Origin of the sequence: Micromonospora sp. NPDC048063, from assembly GCF_043202855.1 — a bacterium.
Lineage (GTDB): Bacteria > Actinomycetota > Actinomycetes > Mycobacteriales > Micromonosporaceae > Micromonospora.
On record NZ_JBIDBG010000009.1, the window covers coordinates 265,303 to 284,988 of the forward strand.

Here is a 19,686-nt window from a genome sequence, read left to right on the forward strand (position 1 = left end):
GATGCGGGTACTGGTGACCGGCGCGGCCGGCGGGGTGGCCGGGCTGCTCGTGCCCGAACTCGCCGGGGAACACGAGCTGCGGCTGACCGACCTGCGCGCCCCGCAGCCGGTCGGGCCGGCGGAGGTGCTGCCCGGCGACCTCGCCGACCGGGGGTTCGCCGAGCGGCTCTGCGCCGGGGTGGACGCGGTCGTGCACCTGGCCGGGAACCCGCGGCCGGGCGAGGACTGGGACCGGCTGCACGGCCCCAACGTCGAGGTGCCGACCCGGGTCCTGGCGGCGGCGGCGGAGGCGGGCGTACGCCGGGTGGTGCTCGCCAGCTCCGTCCACGTCCTCGGCGGCTACCACCCACCGGCCGCCCGGCCCGCGGCCGGTCCGATACGCGACTCGTGGCCACCCCACCCGTGCTGCCGCTACGGCGCCACCAAGGTCTTCGGCGAGGCCGCCGCCCGGGTGTACGCGGACTCGGGTGCCCTCTCCGTGGTCTGTCTGCGCCTCGGCGGCTGCCGTCCCGTGCCGCCGACGCAGGGCTGGTTCGACACCTGGCTCGGCCCGGCGGACCTGGGCCAGGCGGTACGCCGCGCGCTGCGGGCCGACGTCGGCTTCGGGGCGTACACGATCACCTCGGCGAACACCCGGGCGGTCTTCGACCTCGACGCGGCCCGGCGCGACCTGGGTTACGCGCCGGTCCTGGACTCGGAGGCGTACCGGGACAGCGCGCCCGACGGCCCGTCGACCCTGTGCCGGGGCGGGCAGGGCTGAGCCCCCCGCGGGTCAGCCCACCCGGTCGAGGAACTGCCGCGATCGCCGCACCACCAGCGCCGTCGCCTCCGCGTCGTACGACGGCAGCGAGCTGTCGGCGAACAGGTGCTGGTCGCCCGGGTAGACGCACAGCTCGCCCAGGTCGGCTCCGACCGTCGCGACCAGTTCGCGTGCGGCGTCGATGTCGCCCTCCAGCGCGAAGAACGGGTCCTTGTCCATGCCGTGGATCTGCACCGGGACCCCGGTGGGCCACGGCCCGACGGCCCACTCGCCGGTGACCGGAAGGCAGGCTTCGTAGAGCAGCGCGCCGCGCGCGCCGGGCCGGGTCTGGGCCATCCGCTGGGCCGTGGCGGCACCGAGGGAGAAGCCGGCATAGACCAGCGTCCCGGGGAGGTCGGCCACGGCTCGGTCGGCGCGCTCGTCGAGCACCTCACCCCCGATGCGCCGGGTCAGCGCGAGCCCGTCCTCGAGGGTCGCCGGTCGTTCGCCGTCGAACAGGTCCGGCGTGTGCACCGTGTGGCCGCCGGCGCGCAACTGCTCGGCGAACGCGCGCATCCCGTCGGTGAGCCCCTGCACGTGGTGGAACAGCACGACTTCGGCCATCTCTACACTCCTGACATCGGACGGCGAGGATCAAACGATCCACAATTTTAGAACGGTCGAGAAATGTCGGTCAATGAGCGGATCCCGGATTACGACCTCGACGAGATGCTCGTGGTCACCGCGCCCGAGCAGCTGCGTGCGCTGGCCGACCCGCTGCGCGACACCCTCCTGGAGCTGCTCCTCGAGCGCGCCGCCACGGTCACCGAGATGGCCCGGGCGGTCGACCGCCCCAAGAGCAGCGTCGCCTACCACGTGAACCTGCTCGTCGACGTCGGTCTCCTGCGCGTGGTCCGCACCCGCCGCGTGCGGGCGATCGAGGAGCGGTACTACGGCCGGGTCGCCCGTACGTTCTACGTCGGCGCGCTCAGCCGCAGTGAGGACAAGCAGGTCGTGGCCGCCATCAACGGGCTCGCGCAGGCGACCGCCGAGTCGGCTGCCGCCCACGCGGCCGACGACCTGCGGTGCACACTCGTGCACGCCCGTATTCCCGTCGAGGAGGTACGCAACTTCTGGGCGCAGGTCCAGGAACTCGCCCGCCGGTTCGCCCAGATCCCCCGGTCCGGCGACCAGGTGTACGGCTTCGTCGCCGGCCTCTACCCCACCGACGCTCCCACCCTCCCCGACGCCGAGCCATCGGATGCTGTCAATCGTGCCGTGCCGGCCGATCCGTCCGATGTACCCTGACCGGCAGGCCCTCCGGTCGGACGTCACACCCTTCTGACCTGCCCCGGGTGACCTGCACTTCCCCTCGACCGGCGCGCCGGACTAGGCCGTCGACGTGCGGCACAGGACCGGACAGGCCAACCCACCCGGCATGCATGTCGCCGCAGTGGTTGCGGAGAGCGGGAGGCGCGGGTGTTCGACATGCGTCGGCGTGAGCCAGGCCGACGGCGGCGCGGCGCACGGTACGACTGATGGCAGGCTGCGCAGAACCGACGGAACGGGCGTGCCGATGACCGCCGGCAACCCGCGCGACCTCCTGAGGGATCACGCCGAGCCCCAGCGCGCCACCTACGTCGAGCTCTTCTTCGACGTGATCTTCGTCTTCGCGCTGACCCGGCTGTCCCACACCCTGTTCAGCGACCTCACCTGGCTCGGCGCGCTGCACACCGGGATCCTGCTCGCCGCGTTCTGGTGGGTCTGGGTCTTCACCGCCTGGACCACCAACCGCCTCAACCCCGCCCAGCCCGCGATCCAGCTCGTGATCATCCCGATCATGCTCGGCACCCTGATCATGGCGGGCGCGGCGCCCGAGGCGTTCGCCGAGAACGGCATGATCTTCGCCGCCGCCTACGTCCTCATCCAGGTCGGCCGCGCCCTGTTCGTCACGGTCGCGATGCACGGCCAGGAGGTGACGATCGGCTCCCTGCAGCAGTTCATCTGGTCCTGCATCTCCGGAGTGCTGTGGATCGCGGGCGCGCTCACCGACGGCAACACCCGGGTGGTCATCTGGCTCGTCGCCGCCGTCCTCGGGTACGTCATGAGTCGGCTGGACTTCCGGCTGCCCAAGCTCGGTCCGGCCCGGATCACCACGCAGGCGGTCTCCGCGGAGCATCTCGCCGAGCGCTACCAGCAGATCATGATCGTCGCGTTCGGTGAGTCGATCCTGGCGGCGGGCGGACAGTTCGCCGGGCTCGGCTTCGAGCGGGACCGGGTGATCGCGTTCATCCTGACGTTCGCCATCACCACGCTGCTGTGGCGGATCTACTTCTACCGGGCCGGGGTGCTGCTCCCGGCCGTGATCGCGGCGAGCACCACGCCGGCGGTGTTCAGCCGGTCCGCCTCGTACGCCCACCTGCTCATGGCCGGCGGCATCGTGCTCAGCTCGGTCGGCGACGAAATCATCATCACCCACCCGTTCGCCGGGCCCAACCTCGCCTGGTCCGCCGTCATCCTCTGCGGACCGGCGATCTACCTGGCCGGCCGGGCCCGACTCGACTACCTGTCCTTCAGCCGGGTCGCCCTGTCCCGGGTGATCGGACTGCTCCTGCTGGTCGCGCTGGCGCCCGTGGTCGCGTTCCTTCCGCCGATCCTGATCGCCGTGGTGGCCGTCGTCATCCTCGCCGGGATCGCCGCGACGGACGCCGTCTCCTGGCGGGTCCGCCCCAGCGAACCGACCCCGCCACCGCCGCCCCGCGGGCGGGATCCACGCCCTTAGCGCCCCGCCGCGCCGGTCGTCGGCGCGCCAGCCGACGGTGGTCACGGGGCGGTAGCGATGTATGTGCACCCTCCGATCGGCTGTGGCGGCGACCTGACATGTCCAGTGTTCGCCAGGCGCAGCCGTAGCGCGGTCGCCCCGCCTTCACGAAGCTTTGCCCCACCGGTACGGACCTCAGGTACCGGCAGAAGGAGGGGCCAGGTCAATGCGAACCAGAAGATCGACGCTGCTCGGCGTCGCGCTCGCCGCGACACTCGTCGCGACCGTCGGCGCAGGCGCGCACGGCAAGCCGCCGGCGCCTGCCGGCGAGGTAACCGCCGCCGTACCTCCGTCGTCGAAGGCGGCACGGGTCACCCTCGTCACCGGTGACGTGGTCACGGTGACGACGCAGGGCGGCAAGCCGGCGATCACCGTCACCCCGCACGACGGCCCGGTCGGCAACTTCCGCACCTACTCGGTCGGCACCGACGTCTACGTCGTACCGTTGGCGGTCGAGCCGCTCATCGCGTCCGGCCAGGTGGACAGGCGCCTGTTCAACGTCACGGGCCTGATCGCGCAGGGCTACGACGACGCGCACGCCACGGCGATCCCGCTGATCGTGCGGTACCCCGCCGGGACGGCCAAGGCAGCCGTACGGTCGGCCCCCGCCGGCAGCCGGATGAAGCGGAGCCTGCCCAGCGTCCGGGGCGCCGCCATCGCCGCTGACAAGAAGCAGGCCGCCACCTTCTGGGAGGCGGTCGACGACGACACCGCCAAGGCCCGTACCCCCAGGGCCCGGCTCGCCGGGGGCATCGAGCGGCTCTGGCTGGACGGCAAGGTGCACGCCCTGCTCGACGAGAGCGTGCCGCAGATCGGCGCGCCGGCCGCGTGGGCCGCCGGATACGACGGCACCGGCGTGAAGGTCGCCGTGCTGGACACCGGCGCGGACCTGAACCACCCGGACCTGGCTGGCAAGATCGCTGAGAGCCAGAGCTTCGTGCCGGGTGAGTCCGTCCAGGACGGGCACGGACACGGCACCCACGTCGCCGCCACGATCGCCGGCACGGGCGCGGCCTCCGGCGGCAGATACAAGGGCGTCGCGCCCGGCGCGCAACTCCTCGTCGGCAAGGTGCTCAGCGACGCGGGCGGCGGCGAGGAGTCGTGGATCATCGCCGGGATGGACTGGGCGGCCCACTCGGGTGCGAAGGTCGTCTCGATGAGCCTGGGCGGCACGGCCGGCGACGGAGCCGACCCGATGGCCGAGGCGGTCGACCAGCTGACGGCCGAGACGGGCGTGCTGTTCACCATCGCGTCCGGGAACTCCGGGCCCGGGGCGACGACTGTCGGCTCGCCCGGCATCGCCGCGTCGGCGCTGACCGTCGGCGCCGTGGACCGCACCGACGCGGTCACCTCCTTCTCCAGCCGTGGCCCGCTCGCCAGCGGCGCCCTCAAGCCGGAGATCACCGCCCCCGGCTCGAACATCGTCGCCGCCCGGGCGGCCGGCACCAGCATGGGCACCCCCGCGGGCGACCACTACACCGCCGCCAGCGGCACCTCCATGGCCACCCCGCACGTGGCGGGTGCGGCCGCGATCCTGGCCCAGCAGCACCCGGACTGGACTCCGGCGCGGCTGAAGGGCCAGCTGGTCAGCACGGCGAAGACCACGGCGGACACCTCGGTGTACGCCCAGGGCGCCGGCCGCACCGACGTGAGCCGCGCCGTGCGGCAGACCGTGTCCGGGCCCGGCGTGGTCGACTTCGGCCTGCAGGCGTGGGAATCGACCGCCCCGGTCGCCAAGCAGATCACCTACGTCAACGACGGCGACCAGCCGGTCACCCTCGCGCTGACGACCAAGGGCGTCGGGCAGTTGCCGGCCGGAGCGCTGACCTTGGGCGCCGACACGGTGACCGTGCCGGCCCGCGGCACGGCCGACGTGACGGTCACCGCCAACAGCGGCGTGGTGCCGGTCGGGACGTACGGCGCGCACGTCACTGCCGCCTCCGCCGACGGCGGGACGGTCGTGACGACGGCGGTCGGCTTCGTCCGGGACCCGGAGCGCTTCAACGTGAGCGTGAAGCTGACGGACCTGGACGGCAAGGCGCCGGCGTCCACCTACAGCAGCATCTGGGTCTTCGATCTCGACAATCCCGGGCCCGTCGACATCCACTTCATCCTCGGCGCCGAGGGCACCCTGGAGCTGAGGCTGCCCCGCGGCGAGTACGCCTTCGCGTCGGGGACCTACCGGTTCACCCCCGACTACCAGCAGGTCCGGGACCACGTCTACGGCGCGGAATCGGGCGTGCTCGTCGACTCCGACCGCACCATCACCTTTGACGGAAGCAAGTCGAGCCAGGTCGGCATCCAGACGCCCAAGCCGAGCCAGCCGCAGCGGGTCCGGTTGGGGATGTCGCTGCTGAAGGACGACAAGTCGCGCATGTACGGGCTCCAGACCGAATTCAACGGCCACACGAAGCTGCACGCCATCCCGTCGCAGCTCAAGGACGAAAACCTCGAGCACCGGCTGGCCTGGACGCTGACCGCACCGTCGTTGGAGGCGCAGCTGGTCGGTCCCGGAGCCTTCCCGATCACGCCGGAGTACGCCGGCGGCTGGGTCGGCTCCGCCCGCTTCGACGGCACACAGGTCCTGCGCGTGGTGGACGCCGGCATCGGACGACCGCAGGACTACGCGGGCAAGTCCGTGAAGGGCACGTTGGCGCTGGTACGGCGCAGCGACGACGTCACCCCGTCGCAGCAGATCGCGAACGCGGCGGCGGCCGGCGCTGGCATGATCATCATCTACAACGACGTCCCCGCCCAGTGGGGTACCGACGTCTACCGGACGGCGCCGACCGCCATCCCGGCCATGACCCTCTCCGGCGAGCAGGGCGCTCGACTGGCCGGTCTCGCCCGCCGAGGCGACGTCATGATCCAGCTCAAGGGGACGGCGGTGAGCCCGTACTCCTACGAGCTGCTCAAGTACCAGCACGGCATCTCGGCCGACCAGCGCTACCAGGTCAGCGCCGAGGAACTTGCCACGGTCGACACGTCCTTCCACGCCTCGACGCCCGGCACCGAAGCCGGATACGCGCGGCTCCTCACCTCGCCGCTGCAGCCCTTCATCGTCATGACCTTCATCCGGACGACCATGCCGAGGTCCCTCACCGAATACGTCACCGCCGGCCGGCCGACGTGGGAGATCATGGCACCGGCCGGCGTGTGGGAGTCGATCCCCGGCTTCCAGCAGACGCTCCCGTCGGTGTTCGAGCCCAGGCAGCGGCTGACCCGGGCATGGAACAAGCCGGTCGTCCGGTCCGCCATACCCGCCGACCACCCGGAGGGAGCCGCCCGGATCGGCGACGTGGGCGTCGTGCTGAACACCGGCCTCCTGGACGCGGCGACCGGCCAGTTGTGGACGGTCCCCAACAACACCGACAAGGTACTGACCGCCGTGTACCGCGACGGCCAGTTGCTCGGGTCCGCTCCGGCCGCGGCGGTGGCCTTCCCGATGACGCCGGAGCGTGCCGAGTACCGCGTGGTGACAGACGTACGGCGGGACCAGCCGTGGTGGACGACCTCCACCACGGTGAAGACCGCCTGGACGTTCCACTCCCAGCGGGACGGCGACCGGGCGCTTCTGCCGGTGCTGTCGGTCGGTTACGACGTCGACGTCGATCTCGACAACAGCGTGCAGGCGCAGTCGACGACCGACATCAGCCTCGACTTCTGGTACCCGAAGGGCCTGGCCGGCCCGCGGATCCGTGAGGCGAAGCTGTGGGCCTCCTACGACGACGGCGCCACCTGGCAGCAGGTGACCGTCACCGCCGCGGGCGGCGCCACCGTCAAGGGCACCGTCAAGAGCCCGGCGCTGGCCGACACCAACGGTTTCGTCTCCCTGCGGGTGCAGGCCACCGACGCTGACGGCAACACCGTCGAGCAGACCGTGACCCGCGCCTACAAGCTGCGGGGATAACCGTCCCACGGTCGTCCCCGCCCGCGGCGCGGGCGGGGACGACCGGCATTCCCGGTCAGGGCGAGATGAGCCCCGACCGGGCGGCGTACCAGGCCAACTGCATGCGGCTGTCGGTCCCGGCCAGCTTCATCAGCCGCTGGATCCGGCGCTGCACCGTGCGTTCGCTGGTCCCGAGCCGGCTGGCCACCGTTTTGTCCGGCATCCCGGAGAGCAGGTACGTCAGCAGCGCGACGTCGACGTCGTCCCACGCGGGAGACCCCTCGGCGAGACCCGTGGCGGTGAGCCGCAACGGCGTGGCCGCCTGCCAGACCCGCTCGAAGAGCGCCACCAGCAGGTGCACCAGTGCCTGACCCCGCACAAGGAGGAATCCGGGATGGACGCTCATCTGGTCGGGCAGCATCGGCAGCAGCACCGTCTCCCGGTCCACGATGATCATCTTGCTGGGCAGCTCGGCAGCGATCCTGATCTCGTACCCGCTCTTGAGGAACCTGCCGATCTCGGCGGGGGTACGCGGATCGTCGAGGGCGGCGCGCTCGTACACGTAACGGTAGGCGGGCACGTCGGTGGAGACATCGAGGTCGCCGTCCAGCACGTACGGAGGCCGGAAGAACGCCATGATCTCCCGTTTGGCGCCCCGCTCCATGTTGTCGATCCAGGTGGCGAGCTCCTCCGGGGTGGTGAGCGCCTCCACCTCACCCACCGTGGAGGTCGCCCCGGTCCGGTACACCTGCACCAGTTCCCCCAGCCGGCCCTGGACCTGTTGCAGTGCGGCCTGACGCTGGACGATGAGGGTGCCGAGCCCGACGTCGGGCGGTACGACGGTGTGCAGGCCGCCGTCGTCACCGGTGACCAGGCCGAGCGCGACCAGTCGCGCCATCGCGGCTGTCACCGCCGGCGCCGCCATCTGCACCGCCTCCGTGAGATCCGCGACGGTCGCCCGGCGGCGGCGCAGCAGCTCCACGTAGACCGCTTCGTCCTGCTCGCCGATCCCGAGCCCACGCAGCATTCTCATCCCACTTCCCGCCCCCGCCCTCCGGGCGCCGGCCACGTAAGGACCGGCCAGCCAGTATTGCCCTGACCCCGCCGGGCCGTCCAGACCCTTCGTCCGCCACCCCCGCCCAGCGTGCCGCCGGGGGAAGGAGGCGGATCGGGTTGTCATGCGGGCGTGACGGTTCGCCCTGCGGCGGGACGGTCGGCGCTGTCCGGCATGGTGATGTGCCGGGGGAGCCGTGCGGCATCACCGGCCCTGGCTTCCGCGCCCGCCGGGCCGATGGACGAGCGTGTCCAGGGACGGTAGGAGCGCCGGCCCGCTCGCACGAGAGAGCCGGCGCTCCTACCTGACGTCCTGGTCGGCCTCGGACCGGTCCAGGCCGGACACCGGCCGGCGGCCTCAGCCTCCGCAGCCGGTGCTGATGTCGAACTCTGTGATGATCCAGCCGCCGTCCTGCTTCTTCCAGGTCACCGCGGCGAAGTTCGGCTGGAAGTCGCCGTTCGCGTCCGTCGGGCAGTTCTCCAGCATGGCGAAGAACTGGTTGGGGTACTCGACCTTGCCGTACATCGTGGGCCCCCACTCCTTCGGCGGCGGACCCGACTGCTGGCTGGCGAAGGAGTCCACCACCCCCTCGCAGGTCGTGCCCTCGGCGTCCTTCCACCGCCTCATCTCCCTGATGAACTTGTCGGCGGCGTCGGGAGTCATCAGTGAGCACACCCGAGGCCCGTCGGCGGCGTAGATGGCCTTCATGATCGCCGCGTACGAATCTTCCGGGGACTTCGGGATGCCGGTGCCACTGTCGTCACCAGTTTCGGCCTGGCCACCGCCGCAGGCGGACAGCAGCGCGACGGCGACGAGCGGCAGCGCGACCCTTGCAACGCGAAGACGCAAGAGGGATTCTCCTTCGTGGTGCGTGATGATGTGGGGACGCAGGCATGCCCGCCGTGCGCCCGCCGACGTGAACCAAGTCCAAGATCATATTGCAATGATCTTGCGGGTTCGCCACCGCGTCCGTCGAGTGAGGATGGACGGGTTGAGCGGGTTCAAGGTCGAGGTGGACGTGTTGCGATCCGTGGCGACGCGGATCGGAGGCATCAAGGGCGACATCAACGCAGCCCGTCAGCGACTCGAGTCGGGGAACGCCGATCAAGACCCGTCCGGGCACCGGCGGGGAACTGCGCCCTGTGCCCGGAGCACGAGGTGTCGTGGTTGCCGACGGGGTCAACCTGGGAACGGCGAGGGTTGCCCGGGGTCAGCGAGCGCCGGAATTCCTGAGCAGCCGCAGTGCCAGGCTGGTCAGCTCCGGACCGGCCTTGTCGGGGCTGCCCGTGTCGAACGGCGGTTGAGGGTCGTATTCCACGACCAGTTGTAGGGCCTGTGCGATCCGGTCACCGGCGAGCTTGGCGGCGAGATGCAGCGACATGTCGATCCCAGCGGACATGCCGGCCGCGGTCATGATCCGACCTGCCTCGACGAACCGGCCCGGGACGAACGTCGCGCCGAACCGGGCGAGTTCGGTCTTGAGAGCCCAGTACGTGGTGGCCGGCAGCCCGCGCAACAGGCCGGCCGCGCCGAGCACCAGGGAGCCGGTACAGACCGAGACGGTCCACGTCGTGTGCCGATGGAGCCGCTGGATCCAGCGCATCGTCTCGGGGTCCGCCTGCACGTCGCGGACGTTTCCCCCGGGCACCAGCAGCACGTCGGCCGTGCGCACCTGGCTCAGCGTGTGATCCACGCCGAGCGTGAGCACCCCGGTGTCCGTCCGCACCCGGCCGGCCTGCCTGCCGACGGTCATCACGTCGGCGCCCGGGATCCGGCACAGCACCTCGTACGGGCCGATCGCGTCCACCGCCGTGACCCCGTCGAAGAGCAGGATCGCGATACGCAGCTTCCGGGCCGGGTCGGTGAAGTCGGTGCGCTGCCCGGCTGAGGCCGGGGCGGCCGGGCCGGACGTGACCAGGCCGGTGCCGGCCAGGCCCACGCCCGCCCCGCCAGCGGCCGCGACCCGCAGAACCGTCCGTCGGCTGACATCTATCGTCAACATTCATGGCCTCCTCATGGCTCGACCTGGACCGATCGAATACGTCTCCGGCTGATGTCTGTGCGTGTGGCACTGGTCGGCCTGGTCACCGCTGCGGTTCCCGGTTCTGTTCGGCTGGTCCGGATCCGAGGGGATCCGGTCCGCATCAGGCGTGTCCGCTGCCGCTGCCGGCCTACGGGACGGCGCGAGAAGCCCGGTCCGGGAACCAGCCGGCCGGCGCATCGGACCTGTGGGTATGGCGGCAGATGACGGGCGTGAGGTGTTCCTCGTCGTGTACGACGGTGCGGTCCTGATGGACGTGGCGGGGCCGCTCCAGGTCCTGAGCGGCTCCGGCGGCTACCGGACGCGGCTCGTATCGCCTGACGGGCGGCCGGTGCGTACCGACGTCGGCGTGCGGATGGGGGTCGACCTGGCCCTGCCCGAGGTCCGTACTCCGGTCGACACGCTGATGGTCGCGGGCTGTCCGACGACGGCCGGCAACCGCCCACCCACCACCGTGGTCGAGCAGGTACGGCGGATCGGCCGGTCGGCACGGCGGGTGGCGTCGGTCCGTACGGGGGCGTTGGTGTTGGCCGAGGCGGGCCTGCTGGAGGGCCGGCGGGCGAGGACCCACTGGGCCGCCTGCGGCGATCTGGCGGCACGGTTTCCTAGCGTCGTGGTGCGGCCCGATGCCGTCTGTGTCCGCGACGGCCCGCACCTGACCTCGGCCGGGATGACCGCGGGCATCGACCTCGCGCTCGCCCTCGTGGCCGAGGACTTCGGCGTCGACCGGGCGCGCACGGTCGCCAGACACCTGGTCGGGTCTCTCCACCGGCCCGGTAGCCAGGCGCAACGTGACTCAGCCGGCGTCGGGCCCGCGCCGGGCGGGCCGGTCCTGCGCCGGGTGCTCGACGCGATCGAGACGCAACCGTCGGCCGAACACACCCTCGCCACCATGGCGGCCCGCGCGGCGGTCAGCGAGCGCCAGCTGACCCGACTGTTCCGCCGCGAGCTCGGCACCACCCCGGCCCGGTACGTCGAGCTGATCCGGGTGCACGCGGCCCGGGAACTCCTCGAAACCGGAGATGCCGGCGTCACCTCCGTCGCGCGTCTTTGCGGTTTCGGCTCGGCCGAGACGATGCGTCGTGCCTTCCTGAGGGTCGCCGGCGTCACCCCGACCACGTACCGCCGTCGGTTCCGTGGCCAGGAGGTGCACGGGGCCGGCGTGCGGCGACGGCAGCCGTGACACCGGGATCAGCGCGAGGCGTGGAGCATCCCGGACCGGTCGGCCCTCCGCGTGCTCGCCCGGGGCAGCAGGGTGTGGGGCGCCACCACGTCGACCGGGGCGGCGTGCGGCTCGGCGATGCGGGCGACGATCCGGGCCACGGCCTGGCGGGCGATGAACCCGGTGTCGGCGGAGACGGTGCTGAGCGCCGGCCGAGTCCAACGCCCCTCCTCGCTGCCGCCGACGCCGATGACCGCGAGGTCTTCCGGGACGCGCACGCCGGCGTCGAACGCGGCGCACAGGGTGCCGACCGCCAGGGCGTCCGAGGCGCAGACGACGGCGTCCGGGCGCAGGTGCTGGGCCAGCAGCGTACGGGCGGCCCGGTAGCCGTCGGCGCGCTGGTGGGACGGCGCCTGGAGAAGGTGGCCAGGGAGCGGGGCGAGGCCCGCGGCGCGGAGGCCGTCGGCGTACCCCTGGATGCCCGGCGGTGTCGGAAACGGCCCGCCCGGCCCGGCGTCGATGGCGGCGATGCGCCGCCGGCCGGTGCCCAGGAGGTGGACGGTGGCGTCCCGGCTGGCCCGGGCGTGGTCGATGCCGACCCGGTCCACGTGACCGCCGGGGGCGGGCCGGCCGAGCCGGACGAGGGGCAGCCCGCCGACGCCCGGCGCGGCCGGAAGGTCGGCGAGCAGGAGGCAGCCGTCGACAGGTAGCGGAGGGTTCGCGATGGCGGCGCGTGCGGGGTCGGAGTCGACCGGGTTGACGACGACGCGGTAGCCGCGCCCTGCCGCGGCGCGGACGACCGCCCGCGCGAGCCCGCCGATCCCGGGCAGATCCGCCGCCGGCACGATCAGGGCGAGCATTCCGGTCCGCCCGGTCCGCAGGGTCCGGGCGGAGCGGTTCGGACGGTAGCCGATTGCCTCGACGGCCGCCTCGACGCGGCGGCGCATCCCGGCGCTGACGTGCGGGTAACCGTTCACCACGTTGGAGACCGTCTTCACCGACACCTGGGCCAACTGCGCCACGTCGCGGAGCGTGGTGGGCATCGGGCCTTCCCCGCCTTCGTCGCGTCCCTGCTACACCAGCGAAACCACTTTGATGGTGTACAGACGTGGTGACACCTGTCAAGGCACTACGCTGGTGTGAACCGAGGGGGGTGCGATGAGCGAGGAGGACGTGATCCCGCCCGCCGCCCGTCTGGTCCGGGACTTCGTCAACACCTTCGAGCCGCAGGTCGACGAGGAGTCGCTCACCGCCCCCGACCGGCTCCGGGACTGGTTCGCGCAACGTCGGCTGCTCCGACCCGACGCCCGGTTGCGGGCGGCCGACCTCGCCGTCGCCGTGACCGTCCGCGAGGGCCTGCGCGCGGTGCTGCTCGGCCACGCCGGCCATCCCGCCGACCCCACCGCGCTGGAACGACTCGACCAGGCACTGGCCGGCGTGCCGGTGCGGATGACCTTCACCGACTGCGGACACCGCCTCGTCGCCGCCCGCGACACCGCCCTCGACCAGGCCCTGGCCGCCTTGCTGGACGCCGTCCGGCAATGCGGTGCGGAGCAGAGCTGGACGAGGTTGAAGGTGTGCGCCCGCGACACCTGCCGCTGGGCGTACTACGACGCCTCCCGGAACCAGGCCCGCCGCTGGTGCTCCATGGCCGGCTGCGGCAACTACGTCAAGATGCGCCGGGCGTACGCCGCACGCACCAGACGCAAGGGGAAGTCCGCCGCGGGAACGCCCGCGCACTGAGCCGTCAGACCCGAATACCCACGCCCGGGAACGGACCGATTCCTCCGAAACCGCCCCCTTGGCGCCACGACGCGGGAAAGTCGGCGAAGAGTTGCGTGCCGAAGGGGGACTGGTGCGATCGACCCAGCGCCGGCTGGCGGCGCTCCTCGGGATCGCCGCGGTGGTCCCGCTGGCCGAGGTGCTCGTGCTCATGCCGAGCGGGTTCGTCACGGCAAAGGGGCTCGCCCCACAGATCTCGGCGGTCTGGCCGTACGACTCCTACCACGACATGCGCTGGCTGCTGGTCTACCACAACTCCTGGCTGACGTTCTGGGCCGGACTGCTGGGCGCGATCCTGCTGCGTGGGGTGCTGTCCGCGACGCTGGTCGGCCTCGCCTGGCCGGCACGCGTCCCACGGCCGCCGTACCGGGCGCTGTTGCGGCGCAACCTCGAAGTGGCGGCGTTGGGCGCGGTCCTCGTCCTGCCGTTCGCCGCGTACTCGGTCGCGGCGTCGGTGGCCTCGCTGTCCTGGTTCCTGTTCGCCTCGCTGGTCCCGATGGTGCTGCTCGCTCCCTTCCTGCAGCGGATGTCGGTGGGCCGGGGCCTGTGGCGCGGGTTGCCCTCGGCCGAGTTGGTGGCCTGGTCGCTGCTCGACTTCGTGGTGATCAGCGTGGCCGGCGGGCTGGTGGGGAGCGCTCCGCAGGCCCTGACGCCGCTCGTTGCCGCGGTCGCCGGCGCGGTCAACGGCCTGCTGTGGAACCGGACGGTGCGGGCAGCCGTCCTCCAGAAACAGGTGCGGTGGCGGCGGGTGCCGGTGGTGCCGATCGTGGTGGTGCTGGCCCTGGCCATCCCGCTGACAGCGCAGGCGCTCTTCGAGCCCCGCCGGCAGGCGGCCCCCTTCACACCGCCGATCTTCGACCGGTTGCTGCCCGAGCGGGTGCCGTACGCGGTGATCCTGCTCGCCGGCCACAACTCCGCCTACGACGGCCGACCTGCGACGGATCCGAACGTGGAGCGGTTCTCCTACGTCGGCCTGGGCGCGGGCGGGCACCCGCTGCCGTACGGTCCGAGGGCCACCCATCGGTCACTGACGTCCAGCTCCCACTTGCTCGCCCTCCAGGTCGAGGCGGTACACCGGCGCACCGGACGGCCGATCGCCCTGGTCGCGCAGAGCGAGGGAGTGATGGTGGCCCGCACCTACCTGCGGGACCTGCCCGACTCTCCGGTGCGGGCGCTGGCGATGTTCAGCCCGCTGGTCCGCACCGGGCGGACGTACTATCCACCGCCGGACGCCAGCACCGGCTGGGGGCTGGCCACCGGGTGGGTGCTGCGGGCGCTGTTCCATGTGACGACCATCGGCAGCGCGGCACCCAGCACGCCGGACGAGCCGTTCATCCGCTCGCTGCTCGACGAGGCGCCCTTCTACCGGTATCAGACGTTGTGTCCCGTCCAGGACGTACGAGTGATCGCCTTCCTGCCGACGGTGACCGCTGCCGAGGCCCCACCGGGTCAGTTGATCCATATCCCGGTCGTCGAGGTGTCGGCCTTCCACGGCAAGATCATCGACCGGGCGGACGCCACCGATGACCTGACCGACTTCCTCGCCGGCGAGGACGTCGACCGCCGCCGCCGCGAGTTCGGTCTGCTCCAGCGGCTGGGGGCCGCCTGGCACGCACCCGCCCTCGCCATCGAGTTGAATCCGGTGTGGCGGCCCACCGCGCCACCCGGCAGCCCCTTCACGCCGAGCCGGTTCTGCGGCCCGGTCAGATGAACGTGACCGTCAGGGGTCGGCGGCCGAGCGTACGCTCGCTGCGTTGACGAGGCGCCGGCACCCGTGGTCCTGTGCCGGCGACGCGCAAGGAGCAGGTGAGTTGAACGCCACGTGGCGGGGGTGGGTGGGGCTGGCGCCGGGCCGGATCTACTATCGCGGCGAGATCGGTGCGGCCGGGACGCATTCGCACCACGCGGTGCAACTGCTCGTCGCCCGCGACACCGTCCTGGTGCTTCGGGGCGCCGACGGCATCGACCATTCCTGCCGTGCGGCGCTGATTCCGGCGAACACCGCGCACGCCGTCGTCGAGGGTGCGGCGGACGGCCTGCTCGCGTTGATCGACCCGGTGTCCAGTCTCGGCCGGCTGCTCGACCGCGGCGAATCGGGGTCCGCCTCGGCCGCGCGGTGGCGGCTGGATCCACATCCACCACCCCCGGCCGGCGACGTCTCGTCGGCGGAGGCGATCGACGCCGTGATCCGGTCCGTGGTGAGGGGCGAGATCCCGACCGCGCGCCCGCGACACGCCGCCGTGGCCGCGGCGGTGGATCTCGTCCCTACCCTGCTGCCCGGCAGGATAGGGCTCGGCGAGGTGGCGCGAGCCGTGCACCTGTCGCAGAGCAGGCTGTCGCACCTGTTCCGGCAGGAGCTGGGGCTGCCGTTCCGTGCCTACGTGCGGTGGGAACGGCTGCGCACGGCCCTGCTGCTGTTGTCGTCGGGCGGGTCCCTGACGCAGGCCGCGCACGAGGCCGGCTTCGCCGACTCCTCCCACTTGACCAGGGTGTTCCGGAGCATGTTCGGACTGGCGCCGTCCGAGCTGCTGCGCGGGGTGCGGTGGGAGGGTCAGCAGGTTCGTCCAAGCCCTGGACGCGGCGCCGGGGAATCGTGGATGTCGTGACAGAAATTCTCATCATCGGTGCGGGCCAGGCCGGTCTCGCCGCGGGGTACGAGTTGCGCCGCGCCGGATTCGACGTCCTTCTGCTGGACGCGGGCACGCGGGTCGGGGACGCGTGGCGAAACCGTTGGGACTCGCTGCGGCTGTTCACCCCGGCGCGGCACAGCGCCCTGCCCGGGCTGCCCTTTCCCGCTCCGCCCGGCCACTATCCCAGCAAGGACGAGGTGGCGGACTACCTGGCGGCCTATGCCGAACACCACGCCCTGCCCGTCGAGCACGGCGCGGCCGTACGGCTGCTGCGTCGGACCTCCGAGGGTGCCTTCGAGGCCGTCACGGCCAACGGCGTCCGCACGGCGCGTGCCGTGGTCGTGGCGATCGGCCCCTTCCAGGTCCCCCATGTCCCGGCGCTGAGCGATGGCCTGGCCGCGGAGCTGGTCCAGTTGCACAGCGTCCAGTACCAGCGCCCCGCCGACCTTCCCGATGGCGCCGTCCTGGTGGTGGGGGGCGGCAACTCCGGCATGCAGATCGCCGCCGAGCTGGCGGCATCGCGGTCCGTCACGTTGTCGCTCGGGACGCGGCAGCCGGCCCTTCCGCAGCGCCCCTTCGGCGTCGACATCTTCACCTGGCTGGACGTCCTCGGGGCGGTACGGGCCCCCGCCGAGGGCTGGCTGGGACGGCGGATCCGGGCGCGGGACCCCCTGATCGGGATCGGTCCGCGCGCCCTGCGCCGACGGGGTGTCCGGGTCGTCGGTCGCGTGACCGGCGCGCAGGGCCGAACACTGCGGACGGCCGACGGACAGGAGCTGACGCCTTCCGTCGTGGTCTGGGCGACGGGCTTCCGCGCCGACTTCGGCTGGCTGCGGGTGCCCGGCGCCGTCGACCCGGCAGACGGGCTGCCCGTCCACGTCGACGGCGTGAGCCCGGTGCCCGGCCTGTATTACGTCGGCCTGCCGTTCCAGCGCAACAGGGGATCCGCGTTGCTCGGCTGGGTCGGCCAGGACGCCGCCGTGATCAGCCGCCGGCTGCGCGCGTCCACCCGTACGACGTGGCGGGGCCCGCATTCCGAGTCACCCGGCGGCGGATCGGGTGACGGCCCCACCGCCGCGCCCGCCGAGCCAGCCGCCCGCGCCTGACCTACCTCAGCCAGCGGGCAACCGATTGACAATCGATAGGTTACGAGCGATAGTCGATGCATGTTCACCGAGCGTTACGTCGGCTTCAGCGCGACAGATCCCGGGCTGCCCCTCCTGCTGTTCCTGATGTTGGTGGGTGTCGCCGTGCTGGGGCTCCTGATGGTGGTGATGCGTGCCCTGCTGCGGCAGGCCACGACGCTGCGCACCGACATGGAAGCGGTGATCTGATGCCCATCGTCGTCCGCATCGACGTCGAACTGGCGAAACGCAAGATGAGCGTCGGTGAGTTCGCCGAGCGCGTCGGGCTCACGCCGGCGAACGTGGCCGTGCTGAAGAACGGTCGTGCCAAGGCCGTCCGTTTCAGCACCCTGGAAGCCATGTGCCGGGTGCTCGACTGCCAGCCCGGTGACCTGCTCGAGTGGGTCGAGGAATGAGACGTCACGGTGCACCGCATGCCACGCACCGAGGGCGAGGCATTCCTCAGCCCCGGCGCGCGGTGCGGATCCTTGCCAGGATGCCCACGAGTGCCGTCGCCGCGGCGGCCTGCGAGACCGCCACGGCCACCACCAGGCTCGCCGCGGAGTGTTCGTACAGTCCTCCCGCGGCAGCGCCTCCGGCCAGGGCACCAGCACCCTGCACGGCGGCGAACACCCCGTACGCCGTGGCTCGCCGCGCACCGGGCACGAGATCGGCCACGAGAGCCTTGACGGTGGAGTCCTGCACACCCACGGCGGCACCCCAGACCAGCACCCCGGCCGTCGCCAGCAGTGGGCCTCCGCCGAACGTCAGAACGGGCACGGCAGCAATCAGCGCGGGAAGCACCACCAGCACCCACGGGCCGGCCCGGTCGTAGATCAGACCGGTCACCAGCGCGGCGAGCGCACCCGCGCCCATCGCCGCCGCGTACAACAGCGGCACCGTGGCGGTCGCGACGACCCCGGCGCGTACGAGGTGGAAGCCGATCAGCCCGAACGTCACCAGGCCCGCGGTGCACAGCGCCATCGCCGCCGCGAACCAGTGGAAGCGGGCCGGCAGCGACACCCGGCCCGCTGGACGGGCGGGCGGGCGCGGTGCGGCATCGCCCTGCGGCGCGGGGGCAGCCGCGCGGGCCCGCACGACGACCAGCAGCAGCATGGTGACGGCCCCGGGTGCGGCAAGTGCGGCCAGTCCCGGCCACAGCGCTCCCGCGGCCAGCGCGACGACTCCGGCGACGAGCAGCGGACCCGCGAAGGCGCCGACCTGGTCCAGTGCCTTGTGCACGCCCAGTCCCCGACCCAGCCCCACGTGTGCGGCGGCGTCGGCGAGCAGGGCCGACTTGGCCGGGCTGCGAATCGCCTTGCCGAGCCGTTCGGCGATGATCAGTGCCGCGGCGACGGCCATGCCGGCGCCACCCAGCAACGGGGTGACGGCGAGCAGCGGCACGCAGAGCGCGGTCAACGCGTACCCGAGGATCGTCAACGACCAGTAGCGGCGGGTCCGGTCCGCCAGCGGCCCGGACGCCAGGCGCAGCAGCAACGCCGCGGCCTCTCCGGCCCCGGTGACCAGCCCGACCGCGACCGCCGAGGCGCCCAGCGAGGCCAGCAGCGGCCCGTACACCGACCGGGCACCCTCGTACACCATGTCCGCGGCGAGGCTGACCACCCCGAACCCGACGACAACCCGCCACGGCGACCACCCGCGCCCGGCCATGTCGGACGTGCCGTCGACCCCGCCCCGCGCCAGGCGCCGACTCAACACCCGACCCGCCACTCGACCTCCCCTCACCGGTCGCCGTCGAGAACCCCGCGCACGAGGCCGAAGCCCGCGGCCACCCGACGCGACCCACCACGGTGTGGATACCAGTTCGACCCCGGGACCGCGTCACCGGCTCTCCTCCTCGTCCGGTCGACGCGGTTCGGCCGGACGCGACAGCGGCGTGACAGCGCCGATCGATACGTTCATCGGCATGAGCATTTCCAAGATCATCCGCCGCGTCGCCCTCGGCGCGGCCACCACGTCGATGGCCGTGGGCGGCCTCGTCGGCGTCGCGAGCCCGGCCTCCGCCGGCGTCCACCAACCGCCGGCGGGCTGCTTCGCCGAGATGGGCTGGTACTACGGCATCGCCCGGTGCAACTACGGCATGCCCGCGTTCCAGGTGCTCGTGCGGTGCAACGACGGCACCTACCGGACCGGGCCGTGGCTGCAGCCGGGCCCGACCTGGTCGCAGGCCAACTGCAACCACCCCCGGTGGGCCACCGACGTGTGGGTCAACCTGGCCGACTGACGGTGCCGCGCGACGCAGCGGAGGCCCGTACACCCTTTTCGGGGCCTCCGCTGCGGCAGCCCCCCGCCGGGGCGCGAATCCCGGTCGAGTCACCGGCCTCCGGTCGACGCTCCTATGCCGCGTCAAGTGGTTGGGGTGGAGTTTCGAGGCGTCGGTAGATCTCTCGGGCGACGTAGCGTTTGAGGCAGCGTTTGATCTC

General features: G+C 72.3%; 18 protein-coding genes. 12 read left to right on the top strand and 6 right to left on the bottom strand.

Annotated elements, in window-relative coordinates:
• The first annotated feature begins 1 nt into the window (after nt 1).
• Complete coding sequence (locus tag ACGFZ2_RS22830; RefSeq protein WP_393456557.1) at nt 2-760, top strand: NAD-dependent epimerase/dehydratase family protein; 759 nt, start codon at nt 2-4, stop codon at nt 758-760.
• A gap of 12 nt (nt 761-772) precedes the next feature.
• Here ACGFZ2_RS22830 and ACGFZ2_RS22835 read toward each other — a convergent pair whose 3' ends face one another.
• Nucleotides 773-1,363: a dienelactone hydrolase family protein gene (locus ACGFZ2_RS22835; protein ID WP_393456560.1), complete on the bottom strand. Its 591-nt coding sequence runs from the start codon at nt 1,361-1,363 to the stop codon at nt 773-775.
• Between the two features lie 63 nt (nt 1,364-1,426).
• Between ACGFZ2_RS22835 and ACGFZ2_RS22840 the strand changes: the two genes are divergently transcribed.
• The 3 genes from ACGFZ2_RS22840 (at nt 1,427) to ACGFZ2_RS22850 (ending at nt 7,470) form a co-directional block, all read left to right on the top strand.
• Nucleotides 1,427-2,047 (top strand): helix-turn-helix domain-containing protein, encoded by a 621-nt coding sequence (locus ACGFZ2_RS22840; protein ID WP_393456563.1) that lies wholly within the window; start codon nt 1,427-1,429, stop codon nt 2,045-2,047.
• Between the two features lie 268 nt (nt 2,048-2,315).
• Nucleotides 2,316-3,521 carry a low temperature requirement protein A gene (locus ACGFZ2_RS22845; RefSeq protein WP_393263844.1) on the top strand — a complete coding sequence of 402 codons (1,206 nt, stop codon included), beginning with the start codon at nt 2,316-2,318 and terminating at the stop codon, nt 3,519-3,521.
• A gap of 205 nt (nt 3,522-3,726) precedes the next feature.
• Nucleotides 3,727-7,470 (top strand): S8 family serine peptidase, encoded by a 3,744-nt coding sequence (locus tag ACGFZ2_RS22850; RefSeq protein WP_393456566.1) that lies wholly within the window; start codon nt 3,727-3,729, stop codon nt 7,468-7,470.
• 55 nt (nt 7,471-7,525) lie between these two features.
• On the opposite strand, the gene ACGFZ2_RS22855 is transcribed toward ACGFZ2_RS22850, so the two are convergent.
• From ACGFZ2_RS22855 to ACGFZ2_RS22865, 3 genes are all read right to left on the bottom strand, one after another.
• Nucleotides 7,526-8,482, bottom strand: a complete 957-nt coding sequence (locus ACGFZ2_RS22855) for a helix-turn-helix domain-containing protein (protein WP_393456569.1) — start codon at nt 8,480-8,482, stop codon at nt 7,526-7,528.
• 378 nt (nt 8,483-8,860) lie between these two features.
• A complete protein-coding gene (locus ACGFZ2_RS22860) occupies nt 8,861-9,352 on the bottom strand; it encodes a hypothetical protein (protein ID WP_393263688.1) in 492 nt (163 codons plus the stop codon).
• Between the two features lie 361 nt (nt 9,353-9,713).
• Nucleotides 9,714-10,505, bottom strand: coding sequence for a DJ-1/PfpI family protein (locus tag ACGFZ2_RS22865; protein ID WP_393456572.1), 792 nt, complete (start codon nt 10,503-10,505; stop codon nt 9,714-9,716).
• 232 nt (nt 10,506-10,737) lie between these two features.
• On the opposite strand from ACGFZ2_RS22865, the gene ACGFZ2_RS22870 reads away from it, so the two are divergent.
• Nucleotides 10,738-11,727, top strand: coding sequence for a GlxA family transcriptional regulator (locus ACGFZ2_RS22870; protein WP_393456575.1), 990 nt, complete (start codon nt 10,738-10,740; stop codon nt 11,725-11,727).
• 8 nt (nt 11,728-11,735) lie between these two features.
• Here ACGFZ2_RS22870 and ACGFZ2_RS22875 read toward each other — a convergent pair whose 3' ends face one another.
• The gene (locus ACGFZ2_RS22875; RefSeq protein WP_393456578.1) at nt 11,736-12,749 is read right to left on the bottom strand and encodes a LacI family DNA-binding transcriptional regulator; all 1,014 of its coding nucleotides are present in this window, start codon (nt 12,747-12,749) and stop codon (nt 11,736-11,738) included.
• 115 nt (nt 12,750-12,864) lie between these two features.
• On the opposite strand from ACGFZ2_RS22875, the gene ACGFZ2_RS22880 reads away from it, so the two are divergent.
• The 6 genes from ACGFZ2_RS22880 to ACGFZ2_RS22905 all read left to right on the top strand — a co-directional run bounded on the left by ACGFZ2_RS22880 (nt 12,865) and on the right by ACGFZ2_RS22905 (nt 17,658).
• Nucleotides 12,865-13,449, top strand: coding sequence for a CGNR zinc finger domain-containing protein (locus ACGFZ2_RS22880; protein WP_393456581.1), 585 nt, complete (start codon nt 12,865-12,867; stop codon nt 13,447-13,449).
• Nucleotides 13,450-13,561: 112 nt separating this feature from the next.
• Nucleotides 13,562-15,199, top strand: a complete 1,638-nt coding sequence (locus tag ACGFZ2_RS22885; RefSeq protein WP_393456584.1) for a hypothetical protein — start codon at nt 13,562-13,564, stop codon at nt 15,197-15,199.
• A gap of 100 nt (nt 15,200-15,299) precedes the next feature.
• Nucleotides 15,300-16,094 carry a helix-turn-helix transcriptional regulator gene (locus tag ACGFZ2_RS22890; protein WP_393456587.1) on the top strand — a complete coding sequence of 265 codons (795 nt, stop codon included), beginning with the start codon at nt 15,300-15,302 and terminating at the stop codon, nt 16,092-16,094.
• Nucleotides 16,091-17,224, top strand: coding sequence for a flavin-containing monooxygenase (locus ACGFZ2_RS22895; RefSeq protein WP_393456590.1), 1,134 nt, complete (start codon nt 16,091-16,093; stop codon nt 17,222-17,224). Before ACGFZ2_RS22890 ends, ACGFZ2_RS22895 begins: the two co-directional genes overlap by 4 nt.
• A 60-nt stretch (nt 17,225-17,284) precedes the next feature.
• A complete protein-coding gene (locus tag ACGFZ2_RS22900; RefSeq protein WP_393263670.1) occupies nt 17,285-17,452 on the top strand; it encodes a DUF2975 domain-containing protein in 168 nt (55 codons plus the stop codon).
• Complete coding sequence (locus ACGFZ2_RS22905; RefSeq protein WP_091094605.1) at nt 17,452-17,658, top strand: helix-turn-helix transcriptional regulator; 207 nt, start codon at nt 17,452-17,454, stop codon at nt 17,656-17,658. Before ACGFZ2_RS22900 ends, ACGFZ2_RS22905 begins: the two co-directional genes overlap by 1 nt.
• 46 nt (nt 17,659-17,704) lie before the next feature.
• Here ACGFZ2_RS22905 and ACGFZ2_RS22910 read toward each other — a convergent pair whose 3' ends face one another.
• Nucleotides 17,705-18,913 carry an MFS transporter gene (locus tag ACGFZ2_RS22910; protein WP_393456625.1) on the bottom strand — a complete coding sequence of 403 codons (1,209 nt, stop codon included), beginning with the start codon at nt 18,911-18,913 and terminating at the stop codon, nt 17,705-17,707.
• A gap of 256 nt (nt 18,914-19,169) precedes the next feature.
• On the opposite strand from ACGFZ2_RS22910, the gene ACGFZ2_RS22915 reads away from it, so the two are divergent.
• A complete protein-coding gene (locus tag ACGFZ2_RS22915; protein ID WP_393456593.1) occupies nt 19,170-19,487 on the top strand; it encodes a hypothetical protein in 318 nt (105 codons plus the stop codon).
• Nucleotides 19,488-19,686: the final 199 nt, after the last annotated feature.

What these genes read in the sequence shown, in the direction of transcription:
- ACGFZ2_RS22900 (WP_393263670.1), top strand. Translation starts at nt 17,285, where the DNA reads ATGTTCACCGAGCGTTACGTCGGCTTCAGCGCGACAGATCCCGGGCTG.
- ACGFZ2_RS22845 (WP_393263844.1), top strand. Translation starts at nt 2,316, where the DNA reads ATGACCGCCGGCAACCCGCGCGACCTCCTGAGGGATCACGCCGAGCCC.
- ACGFZ2_RS22835 (WP_393456560.1), bottom strand. Translation starts at nt 1,363, where the DNA reads ATGGCCGAAGTCGTGCTGTTCCACCACGTGCAGGGGCTCACCGACGGG.
- ACGFZ2_RS22915 (WP_393456593.1), top strand. Translation starts at nt 19,170, where the DNA reads ATGAGCATTTCCAAGATCATCCGCCGCGTCGCCCTCGGCGCGGCCACC.
- ACGFZ2_RS22905 (WP_091094605.1), top strand. Translation starts at nt 17,452, where the DNA reads ATGCCCATCGTCGTCCGCATCGACGTCGAACTGGCGAAACGCAAGATG.
- ACGFZ2_RS22855 (WP_393456569.1), bottom strand. Translation starts at nt 8,482, where the DNA reads ATGAGAATGCTGCGTGGGCTCGGGATCGGCGAGCAGGACGAAGCGGTC.
- ACGFZ2_RS22840 (WP_393456563.1), top strand. Translation starts at nt 1,427, where the DNA reads ATGTCGGTCAATGAGCGGATCCCGGATTACGACCTCGACGAGATGCTC.
- ACGFZ2_RS22875 (WP_393456578.1), bottom strand. Translation starts at nt 12,749, where the DNA reads ATGCCCACCACGCTCCGCGACGTGGCGCAGTTGGCCCAGGTGTCGGTG.
- ACGFZ2_RS22880 (WP_393456581.1), top strand. Translation starts at nt 12,865, where the DNA reads ATGAGCGAGGAGGACGTGATCCCGCCCGCCGCCCGTCTGGTCCGGGAC.
- ACGFZ2_RS22865 (WP_393456572.1), bottom strand. Translation starts at nt 10,505, where the DNA reads ATGTTGACGATAGATGTCAGCCGACGGACGGTTCTGCGGGTCGCGGCC.
- ACGFZ2_RS22850 (WP_393456566.1), top strand. Translation starts at nt 3,727, where the DNA reads ATGCGAACCAGAAGATCGACGCTGCTCGGCGTCGCGCTCGCCGCGACA.
- ACGFZ2_RS22870 (WP_393456575.1), top strand. Translation starts at nt 10,738, where the DNA reads ATGGCGGCAGATGACGGGCGTGAGGTGTTCCTCGTCGTGTACGACGGT.
- ACGFZ2_RS22910 (WP_393456625.1), bottom strand. Translation starts at nt 18,913, where the DNA reads ATGGCCGGGCGCGGGTGGTCGCCGTGGCGGGTTGTCGTCGGGTTCGGG.
- ACGFZ2_RS22830 (WP_393456557.1), top strand. Translation starts at nt 2, where the DNA reads ATGCGGGTACTGGTGACCGGCGCGGCCGGCGGGGTGGCCGGGCTGCTC.